Source organism: Streptomyces griseus, assembly GCF_001715295.1.
Lineage (GTDB): Bacteria > Actinomycetota > Actinomycetes > Streptomycetales > Streptomycetaceae > Streptomyces > Streptomyces griseus_G.
In genome coordinates this window covers 793,015-806,359 of record NZ_MDKB01000001.1, presented here as the reverse complement: position 1 = coordinate 806,359, position 13,345 = coordinate 793,015, and the positions used below count along the sequence as shown (strand labels likewise).

Genomic DNA, 13,345 nt, shown 5'->3' with positions numbered 1-13,345 from the left:
CCCGCACCGCACCGCCCGCGCCCGCCCGCCCGCCGAGCACCTTCCGTGTCCCCCCGCCACTCCCCCGCGCCCGCGCCTCACTCTCCTGTGTCCGCGCTTCCTTCCCTCGCGCCCAAGCGTTCCTCTCCCGTACCGACACGTGCGCGCGGTGATCAATTGGGTCAACTCTCGTCGGAATCTGTCCTTCCGCGTCGTATTTCGGGGAGCATGCGGCGGAGGCCGTGTCCCTCACAGCCGCGTTCTCTCCACCACGGGAGGCCACATGACGAAACGTGCAGGAATCCTGGTCGCCGTCGGCGCCACGGTCGCGGGCGTGCTGACCGCCGTACCGTCCGCCGCCTCACCCTCCGCGTCACCCTCACCCACCACGCGGGCAGGCGCCCATGCCGCCGCGCCACTCACGTGGACGGACTGCGGGACGACGTCCTACCCGACCCTCCAGTGCGCGACGGTCCGCGCGCCGCTGGACCATGACCGGCCGTCGGGCAGACAGGTCACCCTCGCCCTGTCCCGGATCCCCCACACGGCGAAGACCTATCAGGGCCCGCTGCTGGCCAACCCCGGCGGCCCCGGCGGGAGCGGGCTCTCGATGGCCGGTTTCGTGGCGTCCTCGCTCCCCGCGGAACTCGCCGCCCAGTACGACGTGATCGGGTTCGACCCGCGCGGGGTCGGGAAGAGCACCCCCGCACTGGACTGCGCGCCGAAGCACTTCGACCCGGTGCGCCCCGACACCGTGCCGGACTCCTACGCGGCCGAGAAGGCCAACCGCGACCGGGCGGCGTCCTTCGCCGCCGCCTGCGGGAAGACCCACGGTGACCTGCTGCCCTTCATGGACACCGTCAGCACGGCCAAGGACCTGGACGTCATCCGCCAAGCCCTCGGCGCCCGGCGGATCAACTACTTCGGCTACTCCTACGGCACCTACCTGGGGGCGGTCTACGCGAAGCTGTTCCCCGAGCGCGTGCGGCGCCTGGTGCTCGACTCGATCGTCGACCCGGGAGGTGTCTGGTACGAGGACAACCTCGGCCAGGACTACGCCTTCGACGCCCGTCACAAGGCGTTCGCCGCGTGGGTCGCCGAGCATGACGCGACCTACCGGCTCGGGACCGACCCGGCGGAGGTCGAGGCCGCCTGGTACCGGATGCGCGCCGCCGTGAAGAAGCACCCGGCGGCCGGCAAGGTCGGCCCGAGCGAGTTGGAGGACACCTTCCTGCCCGGCGGCTACTACAACGGCTACTGGCCCCACCTCGCCGAGGCGTTCGCGGCGTACGTGAACGACAAGGACCAGGACGCGCTCGCCACCGCGTACGAGAACCTGGCGGCCGTGGACTCCGCCGGGGACAACGGGTACTCGGTCTACACGGCCGTGCAGTGCCGTGACGCGGCCTGGCCCCGCAGCTGGAACACCTGGCGCAACGACACCTGGCGGGTGCACCGCAAGGCGCCCTTCATGGCGTGGAACAACACCTGGTACAACGCACCCTGCGCCACCTGGCCGGTGAAGCCGCTGAACCCGGTCCGGGTCACCAACCACAAGATCCCCCCGGCCCTGCTGCTCCAGGCCACCGACGACGCGGCCACCCCGTACGAGGGCGGCGTCGCCATGCACCGCAAGCTGAAGGGTTCCGGCCTGGTCGTCGAAGAGGGCGGCGGCAACCACGGCATCAGCCTGAGCGGCAACGACTGCCTGGACGCCTACCTCGTGGACTACCTCACCGACGGCACGGTCCCGAACGCCGGTGGCAGCGGGGCCGACGCGGTCTGCGACGCCCTGCCCGACCCCGAACCGCTGACGAACGCGAAGGCCGGCTCGGCTTCGAAGGGCGCAACGCTGCACGGGCTGCTCGGCTTCCGCGGCTGAACAGTGCGGAGGCGTGCGCGGGGGCGCGTGAAGGCGTGTCCCCCGTGTACGCCCCCTCCGGCGGCCGGCACGTCCCGAAACGCTTCGCGCCGCAGACCTCCTGTCGCTTCCGCGACCCCACCAGCCGGGCCCGACGACCCCGTGGCCGGGGCATCCCTCCCGCCCCGGCACGGCGCTCAGCTCGAGATCACCCACGACGGCCCGCAGGTGACGACCGGCGCCGCCCTGCCCCGCCCCGGTGCACCCGCGCCACCTGCCGTTTCTCAGCGGGGGCCGCATCACCGGGTGTCCACGGGTACAGCTCTCCCGGGTCTCCGCCCGGCGAGACGTCGCGACCTCCGCGCCGAGGGGGCGCGGTCATCGCCACCCGCTCCCAGCAGGCCGCCCCGGTGAGTCGCCCGGTACCGCTCAGGCCCGCGGGAGTCGGTCACCACTCCACAGCGGACCGGCCGACACGGTGGGCTATGCGCCGTCGGTGCCGCCGCGCAGGGAATGGATCATGCTCCGCAGGCTCCGGAACGCGACCGCCTGCACCATCACCCGCGCCCGACCGCCGGATCGGGGAGGCCACCGCCTTCCGGAGGAGGGGTCCTGCCGAGGACCCGGGCGACTTCGGCGTACGGCCGGGCCGCCCGCTCAGCCGGTCGGCAGCCGGCCGAGCGCCGCCGCAGCCGCCTCCCCCAGGCGCGGGTGCGGCAGCGCCGCCTCCAGAACGGGGCGGGCCGCTCCGTCACCCAGGCTGCCCAGCCCCTCGACGCAGGCGAGGGCGACGCGCCAGTGGGGCTCCTGCGGTGCCAGCAGTCCGCGCAGCGTGCTGACGAGGGCGGGTACGGATTCCGGTGCGCGTAGGGCGGTGAGCAGCCGAACCGGGTGCAGGGCGTAGGCCGTCCGCAGGGTGTTGGTGGCAAGTGCCGCCGCAGCCCGGGGGGTTCGGGGGTCACCCAGGGCGAGGAGTGCGTGGGCCGCCGTGACGCACCGCTCCGGGTCGCGGTGGTTCAGCAGGAGGACCAGCGCCTCGAAGGCGCGGCGGTCACCCCGGCAGGCGAGCCGGAACGCCGCGAGCTCGCGGGCCCAGAGGGGGCGCTCGGCCTCGACGAGGACCCGGGCGAGCTCCTCGGCGTCCTCGGTCGCCAGCAGCAGGGCGAAGGCCGGCGACTCCCCCGCCTCGCCCCGGAGCCGGTCGGTCAGCGAGCGGAACTCCTCGTCCATGACGGTGAGTTTACCCGCGCACACGGACGGTGGCGCACCCCACGGACGGGAAAGTGTGGGCCAGTGCACAGGCAGCCAGGGCTGGCGCGCTCGTTACCCGCCGGTTAATCTCATGTGAGCGGGACATCCTCCCGCCGGCTCCGGTGGCCTGGTGACGCAGCCACCCGGAGTGCTTGTCGGTTCGGCAGCCATGTGAGACGCGACTCCGGGACAGAGTCCGTCGCCCCTTCCGGATCCCGGTGCTCCCCGAGCACCCGGGACCCGTGCACCACGACACGCAACTTCCGCACGCCGAGCGCCGGTTCCTCTCAGCGGCCCGCGCCCGGGTGCTCCTCACAGCCGTCACTCACCCTGGAGTCCCGTGATGGACACCCCGCTCAGCACCATTGCCGTCGTCGGCCTCGGCACCATGGGGACCGGCATCGCCGAGGTCCTGGCCCGTGCGGGCCGCGAGGTCATCGGCATCGACGTCAGCGAAGCCGCCGCCCTGCAGGCCGTCGCCTCCCTGGAGGCCTCCACGGCACGCGCCGTGCACCGCGAGCGGATCTCCGAGCAGGAGCGGCGCGATGTCCTCGCCCGGTTCCGTACGTTCACCGATCTGCGGGCCGCCGCGGACGCGGAGCTGGTCATCGAGGTCGTGCCGGAGACGTACGAGATCAAGCAGCAGGTCTTCCGGGAGCTCGACGCGGTCGTGTCCCCCACCGCGATCCTCGCCACGGGCACCAACGCGCTCTCCGTGACCCGGCTGGCCGCCGAGTCACAGCACCCGGAGCGCGTCCTCGGCCTGCACTTCTTCAACCCGGCGCCCGCGATGAAGCTGGTCGAGGTGGTCTCCTCGGTGCTGACCGCGCCGCCGGCCGTCGAGAGCGTGACCCGCCTGGCGCGTGAACTGGGCAAGGAACCGGTGGCGGTCGGTGACCGGCCCGGCTTCGTCGCGGACGGGCTGCTGTTCGGCTACCTCAACCAGGCGGCGGCCATGTACGAGGCGAACTACGCCTCCCGCGAGGACATCGACGCCGCGATGAAGCTGGGCTGCGGACTTCCGATGGGCCCCCTCGCCCTGCTCGACCTGATCGGCATCGACACCGCCCGTACGGTGCTGGAGGCCATGTACGCGGCCTCTCGCGACCGGCTCCACGCACCGGCGCCCGTGCTCGGGCAGCTCAGCGAGGCGGGCCTGACCGGCCGCAAGGCGGGCCGCGGCTTCTACACGTACGACGCCCCCGGCGGCCAGAACGTGGTGCCCGACGCCCTGACGCCCTCGGCCGGTTCCGGCGAGGTGGCCGGGCGCGCGGTGTCCGCGGTGGGGGTGGCGGGCTCCGGGACGATGGCCTCGGGCATCGCGGAGGTCTTCGCGAAGGCCGGATACTCCGTGGTCCTCGCCGCCCGCAACCAGGGGAAGGCCGACACGGCCAAGGCACGCATCGCCACGTCCCTGGGCCGTTCCGTCTCCAAGGGGCGGCTGACGGAGGAGGCACGCGACGAGACGCTCGCCCGGATCACCCCGGCCGGCTCGCTGGACTCCTTCTCCGAGGTCGATCTCGCGGTCGAGGCCGTCGCCGAGGACCTGGAGGTCAAGCGCGAGCTCTTCGCGACGCTGGACAAGGTCTGCAAGCCGGGTGCCGTGCTGGCCACCACGACGTCCTCGCTACCGGTCGTCGCGGTCGCACGGGTCACCTCACGTCCTCAGGACGTCATCGGTATGCACTTCTTCAACCCGGCGCCCGCGATGAAGCTGGTCGAGGTGGTCCGCACGGTGCTGACCGCCGACGACGTGCACGCCACCGTCCGCGAGGTCTGCGTGAAGGTGCGCAAGCACCCGGTGGACTGCGGCGACCGGGCGGGCTTCATCGTGAACGCGCTGCTGTTCCCGTACCTCAACAACGCGATCAAGATGGTCGAGGCGCACTACGCCACGCTCGACGACATCGACGCGGCGATGAAGCTGGGCGGCGGCTACCCGATGGGCCCGTTCGAGCTCCTGGACGTCGTCGGCCTCGACGTCTCGCTCGCCATCGAGAAGGTGCTGCACAGCGAGTTCCGCGATCCGGGTCTGGCCCCGGCGCCGCTGCTCGAGCACCTGGTGGCCGCGGGCTGCCTCGGCCGCAAGACGGGGCGTGGCTTCCGCGAATATGCCCGGCGCTGAACCGCCGGGCCGCCGGCCCTCCGGAACGGCGGCCGGGTGGGGCGGGCTGCTGGGGCCCTCGGGCGGCCCGCCCCCACAGGCGCGCTCACCGGCCCGGATGAGCTACGTTCACACCATGTCCCAACCCGCCAGGTCCCCCCGTTCCTCCGCCGCGCCCGACGCCCCGGAGAGTGCCGCAGGCACCCGTGCCGCCGCCCAACGGCTCAAGATGCGCCGTGAACTCGCCGCGGCGGCGATGGAACTCTTCGCGACGAAGGGGTACGAGGCGACGACGGTCGACGAGATCGCGGGTGCCGCGGGGGTGGCCCGGCGCACGTTCTTCCGCCACTTCCGTTCCAAGGAAGAGGCCATCTTCCCGGACCACGACGACACCCTCGTCAGGGCCGAGGCCGTCCTCAACGCGGCCCCCGCGCACGAGCACCCGCTCGACACCGTGTGCCGCGGCATCAAAGAGGTCATGAAGATGTACGCGGCCAAGCCCGCGGTCTCCGTGGCCCGCTACAAGCTGACCCGTGAGGTCCCCACGCTGCGGGAGGCGGAGATCGCCTCGGTGGCCCGCTACGAGCGGCTGTTCACCCGCTATCTGCTGGGCCACTTCGACGAGCGCGACCACCATGTGGGCAATGACGACCCGCTGCTGGCCGAGGTGGCGGCCTCCGCCGTCGTCACCGCGCACAACCATGTACTGCGGCGCTGGCTGCGGGCCGGTGGCCAGGGGGACGTGGAGGCACAGCTGGACCACGCGTTCGCGATCGTCCGGGACACGTTCGGCTCGGGCATCGGCGCCGGGCGCGCGGTGGGAGGGGAGACCGCGAAGGCCCCGGCCGCCACGGTGGCGTCCCGGGACGAGGTGCTGGTCGCGGTGGCCCGTACGGACGCGCCGCTCGACGAGGTGATGCGCACGATCCGGCAGGCGCTCGAGGAGCGCTGAACGCGCTCCGGCACGACCCTGAGGGATGCCCCGCGGAGCCGGGCGGGCGCACGACGGCACCTGTGGCGCCTCGCCGCTTCGGCGCCCCGCCACCTTGCCGGGTTGCCGGGTTGCCGGGTTGCCGGGTTGCCGGGTTGCCGGGTTGCCGGGTTGCCGCAGCGTACGGGCACGTCCCGCAGGCGGACACCTCTCCGCCGGGGGATCCCGCGACGCACCGCGTCCGACGCCGTGCGCTGATCCGAGCGGCGTGACGGGACAGCCCTCAGGCGTTCGCCGACGGCCGTTCCAGCCAGGTGGTCTCCGTGTGCCAGGGGGGCACGCCCTCCTCGCTCCACGCCGTGAGGGAGGGCAGGTCGACGCAGAGAATGCCGCACTGTCCGGCGTACTCGAGGGCGGGCTCGGTGAACTCGCTGGTGGTGACGAGGACGGCGATCTCGGCCTCGTGCACGGCGAAGCAGGTGCCGCCGAAGCGCTGGAGTTCCTGGGAGCCGACCTTGTTGTCGGCGGCGTACCGCTTGCACTGGATCACGAGGCGGCGCCCGTCGGGGGTGGTGGCGACGACGTCGGCCCCGAGGTCGCCGGCGCCGCCGACGACCTCCGCGTCCGCGCAGCCGTCCCGGCGGCAGAGCCCGGCGACCGCCTCCTCGAAGGCGTACGGGTCCATGGCCGGATAGTCGACCGGCTCGCGGCGCTGCGGCTCCGGGGCGGCGATCGCCGCCCCGGCCTCCGCGACTCCCGCGTCCACCAGCTCGTACGTGGCCTCGACCACCGCCGCCGCCCCCTTGAGCGCGGCCCGGCGGTTGCGCCGCCGGCGCAGGTACGCCGCCGCCACGGCGGTCAGGACCACCGCGGCCGTCACGCCGGCGGCCGGATGGCGCAGGGCGCTCTGCCAGACCGTGCGCAGGACCAGTCCGGTGCCGCAGAGCAGCAGAGCCGCGAGGACGAAGCCGAGCGCCGTACGGCGGAGGCTGAACGCGGGCCGGCCGGCCCTCGGGACGCTGCTGCGGACCGGTATCGCCATGGGTAGCCCCCTGTTTCGTTTTCCGTGCGCCTCGGTGTGCGCTCCGGTACGGCCGAACTCAAGATCACTTGCGTCTGCCCCCGGGTGCCGGTGTTGACGCAGGCGGCCCGCGAAATCTGTTTGTCCGCCCCGCCGGGCCCGTGCTCGGGTGGGCCCGTGAACCCTTCCGAGCTGCTTGCCCTGTTCGACCGCGAGATGCGGGAACACGCCCGTCCCGACGGCCCCGGGGTCCGGGTGGAACGTGACGGCCCCCTCGTACGCCAGGTGGGCGCCGCCGACGACTGGAACGGGGTCGTCTGGTCGGCTCCGGAGATGGACGGCGCGGCCGCCGACGCGGCGATCGCCGCGCAGGTCGCCCACTACACGGGCCTGGGCCACGACGAGTTCGAGTGGAAGTGCTACGCCCACGACCGGCCGCACGACCTGGGCCGGCGGCTGCGGGCGGCGGGTTTCGTGCCGGAGGACGCGGAGACCCTGCTGGTCGCCCCCGTCACGGAACTGCCCACCGCCGTGGTCCTCCCCCCGGGCGTCCGGCTGCACCCGGTGACCGACACGGCCGGGGTGGAGTTGATGGTCCGCGCGCACGAGGCGGCCTTCGGCGGGGACGGGGCACGGCTGCGCCACCGGGCCTTGACGCGGCTCGCCGAGGCGCCGGAGACCTTCGTCGCGGTCGTCGCCCTGGCGGGCGACGAGCCGGTGAGCGCGGCCCGCATGGAGTGGGTACCGGGCACCGGGTTCGCCGGGTTCTGGGGCGGCGGTACGGACCCGCGGTGGCGGGGCAGGGGCGTCTACCGGGCCCTGACTGCCCACCGGGTCCGTATCGCCGCGGAGCGCGGCTACCGGTATCTCCAGGTGGACGCGACCGACCGGTCCGCCCCGATCCTGCGCCGGCTCGGTTTCACCGCCCTGAGCAGGACGACGCCGTACGTGTACCGCACCACGCCGTAGCCGCCGCGACAGAGCGACCAAACCGGCATACCACGCATGATGTTGCTCATGCGTGCCACCGGGATGACAACTGAGAGAAATTGTTGGCACTGGGTGCCTTGCCACCTGTCACGCAGTGCCATACGTTGAAGGTGTCCGGGCGGCCGGCGTGCAGAGACCTCTCGTACGTCGGCTGTCCCCGCAAACCACGTGTCTGCGCGCCCGGGCGCCTGCGTCACAGGCAACCTTCTGCTCCACCGAGCAAGCCGAAGCACCACCCGCCGAACCGACGGCACACCTCCACACCGCACCACTCCCCCTGTCCACAGGGGCTCTCCGGCGTTCCCTCGACGCCGGGGCCCGATCTGCCGGAGGCATCACCGTGAAGGAAATCCTGGACGCGATCCAATCGCAGGACAGCACGGCCGCGGACTTCGCCGCCCTGCCCCTCCCCGAGTCGTACCGCGCGGTGACCGTGCACAAGGACGAGGCAGAGATGTTCGCGGGTGTCGCGGGCCGCGACAAGGACCCGCGCAAGTCCCTCCACGTGGACGACGTGCCGGTCCCCGAGCTCGGCCCGGGCGAGGCCCTGGTCGCGGTCATGGCCAGCTCGGTGAACTACAACTCCGTCTGGACCTCGATCTTCGAGCCGGTCTCGACCTTCGGCTTCCTGGAGCGCTACGGCAGGCTCAGTGAGCTCACCAAGCGCCACGACCTCCCGTACCACATCATCGGCTCCGACCTGGCGGGCGTCGTCCTGCGCACCGGCCCCGGCGTCAACGCCTGGAACCCCGGCGACGAGGTCGTCGCGCACTGCCTCTCGGTCGAGCTGGAGTCCTCCGACGGCCACAACGACACGATGCTCGACCCCGAACAGCGCATCTGGGGCTTCGAGACCAACTTCGGCGGCCTCGCGGAGATCGCGCTCGTCAAGTCCAACCAGCTGATGCCGAAGCCGAAGCACCTCAGCTGGGAGGAGGCCGCAGCGCCCGGCCTGGTCAACTCCACCGCGTACCGCCAGCTCGTCTCGCGCAACGGCGCGGGCATGAAGCAGGGCGACAACGTCCTGATCTGGGGCGCGAGCGGTGGACTCGGCTCGTACGCCACGCAGTTCGCGCTGGCCGGCGGCGCCAACCCGATCTGTGTCGTCTCCAGCGACGCGAAGGCCGAGATCTGCCGGAAGATGGGCGCGACCGCGATCATCGACCGCAACGCCGAGGGCTACGCGTTCTGGAAGGACGAGCACCACCAGGACCCGCGCGAGTGGAAGCGGTTCGGCAAGCGCATCCGTGAACTGACCGGCGGCGAGGACGTGGACATCGTCTTCGAGCACCCGGGCCGCGAGACCTTCGGTGCCAGTGTGTACGTGACCCGCAAGGGCGGCACGATCGTCACCTGCGCCTCGACGTCGGGGTACCACCACGAGTACGACAACCGCTACCTGTGGATGTCGCTGAAGCGGATCATCGGGTCCCACTTCGCCAACTACCGCGAGGCGTGGGAGGCCAACCGCCTGATCGCCAAGGGGAAGATCCACCCGACGCTCTCCAAGGTGTACTCCCTGGAGGACACCGGGCAGGCCGCCCACGACGTCCACCGCAACGTCCACCAGGGCAAGGTCGGCGTCCTCGCGCTGGCGCCCCGCGAGGGCCTCGGGGTCCGCGACACCGAGCTGCGGGAGCAGCACATCGACGCCATCAACCGCTTCCGCAACGTCTGAGGTCCGCGATGACCGAACGTCAGAAGGACCGCCCGTGGCTCATGCGGACGTACGCGGGGCACTCGACCGCCGAGGCGTCCAACGAGCTCTACCGGCGCAACCTCGCCAAGGGCCAGACCGGCCTGTCGGTCGCCTTCGACCTGCCGACCCAGACCGGGTACGACCCCGACCACGTCCTGGCCCGCGGCGAGGTCGGCCGGGTCGGGGTGCCCGTCTCGCACCTCGGTGACATGCGCAGGCTGTTCCAGGACATCCCCCTGGAGCAGATGAACACCTCGATGACGATCAACGCCACCGCCATGTGGCTGCTGGCGCTCTACCAGGTGGTCGCCGAGGAGCAGGGAGCGGACCCCGGCAAGCTCCAGGGCACGACGCAGAACGACATCGTGAAGGAGTACCTGTCGCGCGGGACGCACGTCTTCCCGCCGGTTCCCTCGCTGCGCCTGACCACCGACATGATCACGTACACGGTCAACCGCATCCCGAAGTGGAACCCGATCAACATCTGCAGCTACCACCTGCAGGAGGCGGGAGCCACCCCGGTCCAGGAGATCGCGTACGCCATGTCGACGGCCGTCGCCGTCCTCGACGCGGTGCGCGACTCCGGGCAGGTACCCGAGGAGCGGTTCGGCGACGTCGTCGCCCGCATCTCCTTCTTCGTGAACGCGGGAGTCCGCTTCATCGAGGAGATGTGCAAGATGCGCGCGTTCGGCCGCATCTGGGACCACGTCACCCGCGAGCGGTACGGCGTCGCCGACCCGAAGCAGCGCCGCTTCCGCTACGGCGTGCAGGTCAACTCCCTCGGGCTGACCGAGGCCCAGCCGGAGAACAACGTCCAGCGCATCGTCCTGGAGATGCTGGGCGTCACCCTCTCCAAGGACGCCCGCGCCCGCGCGGTGCAACTGCCGGCCTGGAACGAGGCGCTGGGGCTCCCCCGGCCCTGGGACCAGCAGTGGTCGCTCCGTATCCAGCAGGTGCTGGCCCACGAGAGCGATCTGCTGGAGTACGAGGACATCTTCGCGGGCTCGCACGTCATCGAGGACACGGTGGACGGGCTGGTCACGGAGTCGCTGGCCGAGATGGAGCGGATCCAGCAGATGGGCGGCGCGATGGCCGCCGTCGAGTCCGGCTACCTCAAGTCGGAACTCGTCGCCTCGCACGCGGCGCGGCGGGCCCGGATCGAGGCGGGCGAGGAGAAGATCGTCGGCGTCAACATCTACGGGACGACCGAGCCCAGTCCGCTGACGGCCGACCTGGACGCGGCGATCATGACGGTGGATCCCGAGAACGAGGCCCGGGTCGTCGCCGCGCTGCACGAGTGGCGCGACAACCGCGACGAGGCACGGGCCACCGAGGCGCTCGCCGCCCTGAAGAAGGCCGCGGCGGGCACCGAGAACATGATGGAGGCCACCGTCGAGTGCGCGCGGGCCGGCGTCACCACGGGCGAGTGGGCCTGGGCCCTGCGCGACGTGTTCGGTGAGTTCCGGGCGCCGACCGGCGTCTCGTCCGCGCCGCTCGCGGTCACCGCGGAGCCCGGCACCCCGCTCGCCCTGGTCCGCGAGAAGGTGACCCGGACCGCCGAGGACCTGGGGGTCGGCCGGCTGCGCCTGCTGGTCGGCAAGCCGGGCCTGGACGGGCATTCCAACGGCGCCGAGCAGATCGCCGTACGCGCCAGGGACGCCGGCTTCGAGGTGGTCTACCAGGGGATCAGGCTGACGCCCGCGGAGATCACCGACGCGGCCCTGGCCGAGGACGTGCACTGCGTGGGCCTGTCGATCCTGTCCGGCTCGCACGCCGAGCTGGTGCCGGACGTCCTGAACCGGCTGCGCGAGGCCGGGGCACCGGACATCCCGGTGATCGCGGGCGGCATCATCCCCCCGGCCGACGCGGCCGCTCTCCTCGCGGTGGGCGTCGCCGCCGTCTTCACCCCGAAGGACTTCGGAATCACCGGGATCATCGGCCGTATCGTCGACGAGATCCGGAAAGCGAACAAGCTCGACCCTCTGGAGGTCCCCGCATGACCAGCCCGTCGCCCGCCGCCCCCGTGAACCGGCTGCGTCCGCGCCGTTCCTGCCTGGCGGTGCCCGGCTCCAACCCGAGGTTCCTGGAGAAGGCCCAGGGTCTCCCGGCCGACCAGGTCTTCCTCGACCTGGAGGACGCCTGCGCGCCCCTGGCCAAGGAAGGCGCCCGGCACCACATCGTCGACGCGCTGAACAACGGCGACTGGACGGGCAAGACCCGGGTCGTGCGCGTGAACGACTGGACGACGCACTGGACGTACCGCGACGTCATCACGGTCGTCGAGGGTGCGGGCCCCAACCTCGACTGCATCATGCTGCCGAAGGTCCAGGACGCGCAGCAGGTCGTGGCGCTGGACCTGCTGCTGACGCAGATCGAGAAGACGATGGGCTTCGAGGCCGGCCGGATCGGCATCGAGGCGCAGATCGAGAACGCCAAGGGCCTGGTGAACATCGACGACATCGCCGCCGCCTCGCCCCGCCTGGAGACCCTGATCTTCGGCCCGGCCGACTTCATGGCCTCGATCAACATGAAGACGCTGGTCGTGGGCCAGCAGCCGCCGGGCTACCCGGCGGACGCGTACCACTACATCCTGATGCGCATCCTGATGGCCGCCCGTGCGCACGACCTGCAGGCCATCGACGGACCGTTCCTGCAGATCCGCGACGTGGACGCGTACCGCGAGGTCGCGGGCCGTGCCGCCGCGCTGGGCTTCGACGGCAAGTGGGTGCTGCATCCCGGTCAGGTGGACGCCGCCAACGAGGTGTTCTCACCCTCCCAGGACGACTACGACCACGCCGAGCTGATCCTCGAGGCGTACGACTGGTGCACCTCCGAGGAGGGCGGCAAGAAGGGCTCGGCGATGCTCGGCGACGAGATGATCGACGAGGCCAGCCGCAAGATGGCACTCGTCATCGCGGGCAAGGGCCGCGCGGCCGGCATGCGGCGCACCTCCACGTTCGAAGCTCCGGAGGCCTGATCATGCAGTTCGGGCGCACCTACGAGGAGTTCGAGGTCGGTGCCGTCTACAAGCACTGGCCGGGAAAGACGGTCACGGAGTACGACGACCACCTCTTCTGCCTGCTGACCATGAATCACCACCCGCTGCACATGGACAGCAACTACGCCGAGCGGACGACGGATTTCGGGAAGAACGTCGTCGTCGGCAACTACGTCTATTCACTGTTGCTCGGCATGTCCGTGCCGGACGTCTCCGGAAAGGCGATCGCCAACCTGGAGGTGGAGTCACTCAAGCACGTGGCTCCGACGTTCCACGGCGACACGATCTACGGCGAGACGACCGTGCTCGACAAGACGCCGTCGAGGTCGAAGAGCGACCGCGGCATCGTGTACGTCGAGACGAAGGGCTACACACAGGACGGCACGCTCGTCTGCGTGTTCCGCCGCAAGGTGATGGTCCCCACCGAGACGTACATCCAGGAGCGCGGCGGAGAGCAGCCCGGCCGCCCGGAATTGGTGCAGCCGCCGCAGAAGAACGGGGAGAAGTAGCC

The 13,345-nt window shown here is 71.6% G+C and carries 10 protein-coding genes; 8 read left to right on the top strand and 2 right to left on the bottom strand.

Annotation, left to right across the window (positions count from 1 at the left end):
* The first annotated feature begins 262 nt into the window (after positions 1-262).
* The gene (locus tag BA175_RS03010) at positions 263-1,861 is read left to right on the top strand and encodes an alpha/beta hydrolase (RefSeq protein ID WP_069169621.1); all 1,599 of its coding nucleotides are present in this window, start codon (positions 263-265) and stop codon (positions 1,859-1,861) included.
* A gap of 636 nt (positions 1,862-2,497) precedes the next feature.
* Here the strand turns inward: BA175_RS03010 and BA175_RS03005 are convergent.
* Positions 2,498-3,070, bottom strand: coding sequence for an adenylosuccinate lyase (locus BA175_RS03005; RefSeq protein ID WP_069169620.1), 573 nt, complete (start codon positions 3,068-3,070; stop codon positions 2,498-2,500).
* A gap of 364 nt (positions 3,071-3,434) precedes the next feature.
* On the opposite strand from BA175_RS03005, the gene BA175_RS03000 reads away from it, so the two are divergent.
* Positions 3,435-5,216, top strand: a complete 1,782-nt coding sequence (locus BA175_RS03000) for a 3-hydroxyacyl-CoA dehydrogenase family protein (protein WP_069169619.1) — start codon at positions 3,435-3,437, stop codon at positions 5,214-5,216.
* A 115-nt stretch (positions 5,217-5,331) separates the two neighbouring features.
* Positions 5,332-6,147 (top strand): TetR family transcriptional regulator, encoded by an 816-nt coding sequence (locus BA175_RS02995; protein WP_069169618.1) that lies wholly within the window; start codon positions 5,332-5,334, stop codon positions 6,145-6,147.
* A gap of 262 nt (positions 6,148-6,409) precedes the next feature.
* On the opposite strand, the gene BA175_RS02990 is transcribed toward BA175_RS02995, so the two are convergent.
* Entirely contained in the window at positions 6,410-7,168 is a 759-nt protein-coding gene (locus tag BA175_RS02990; RefSeq protein ID WP_069169617.1) for a restriction endonuclease, read from the bottom strand.
* 195 nt (positions 7,169-7,363) lie between these two features.
* Between BA175_RS02990 and BA175_RS02985 the strand changes: the two genes are divergently transcribed.
* The 5 genes from BA175_RS02985 (at position 7,364) to BA175_RS02965 (ending at position 13,343) form a co-directional block, all read left to right on the top strand.
* Complete coding sequence (locus BA175_RS02985) at positions 7,364-8,116, top strand: GNAT family N-acetyltransferase (protein ID WP_079159411.1); 753 nt, start codon at positions 7,364-7,366, stop codon at positions 8,114-8,116.
* Positions 8,117-8,477: 361 nt separating this feature from the next.
* On the top strand, positions 8,478-9,815 hold the full coding sequence (gene ccrA, locus BA175_RS02980) for a crotonyl-CoA carboxylase/reductase (RefSeq protein WP_069169615.1): 1,338 nt from the start codon (positions 8,478-8,480) through the stop codon (positions 9,813-9,815).
* 8 nt (positions 9,816-9,823) lie between these two features.
* A complete protein-coding gene (locus BA175_RS02975) occupies positions 9,824-11,836 on the top strand; it encodes a protein meaA (protein WP_069169614.1) in 2,013 nt (670 codons plus the stop codon).
* Complete coding sequence (locus BA175_RS02970) at positions 11,833-12,813, top strand: HpcH/HpaI aldolase/citrate lyase family protein (RefSeq protein WP_069169613.1); 981 nt, start codon at positions 11,833-11,835, stop codon at positions 12,811-12,813. The genes BA175_RS02975 and BA175_RS02970 overlap by 4 nt, the downstream gene beginning before the upstream one ends.
* Positions 12,814-12,815: 2 nt before the next feature.
* Positions 12,816-13,343 (top strand): MaoC family dehydratase, encoded by a 528-nt coding sequence (locus BA175_RS02965; RefSeq protein ID WP_069169612.1) that lies wholly within the window; start codon positions 12,816-12,818, stop codon positions 13,341-13,343.
* Positions 13,344-13,345 lie beyond the last annotated feature (2 nt).

Coding starts and splice junctions, on each gene's coding strand:
- BA175_RS02985 (WP_079159411.1), top strand. CDS start 7,364: ATGCGGGAACACGCCCGTCCCGACGGCCCCGGGGTCCGGGTGGAACGT.
- BA175_RS02995 (WP_069169618.1), top strand. CDS start 5,332: ATGTCCCAACCCGCCAGGTCCCCCCGTTCCTCCGCCGCGCCCGACGCC.
- BA175_RS03010 (WP_069169621.1), top strand. CDS start 263: ATGACGAAACGTGCAGGAATCCTGGTCGCCGTCGGCGCCACGGTCGCG.
- BA175_RS03000 (WP_069169619.1), top strand. CDS start 3,435: ATGGACACCCCGCTCAGCACCATTGCCGTCGTCGGCCTCGGCACCATG.
- BA175_RS02990 (WP_069169617.1), bottom strand. CDS start 7,168: ATGGCGATACCGGTCCGCAGCAGCGTCCCGAGGGCCGGCCGGCCCGCG.
- BA175_RS02965 (WP_069169612.1), top strand. CDS start 12,816: ATGCAGTTCGGGCGCACCTACGAGGAGTTCGAGGTCGGTGCCGTCTAC.
- BA175_RS02970 (WP_069169613.1), top strand. CDS start 11,833: ATGACCAGCCCGTCGCCCGCCGCCCCCGTGAACCGGCTGCGTCCGCGC.
- BA175_RS03005 (WP_069169620.1), bottom strand. CDS start 3,070: ATGGACGAGGAGTTCCGCTCGCTGACCGACCGGCTCCGGGGCGAGGCG.
- BA175_RS02975 (WP_069169614.1), top strand. CDS start 9,824: ATGACCGAACGTCAGAAGGACCGCCCGTGGCTCATGCGGACGTACGCG.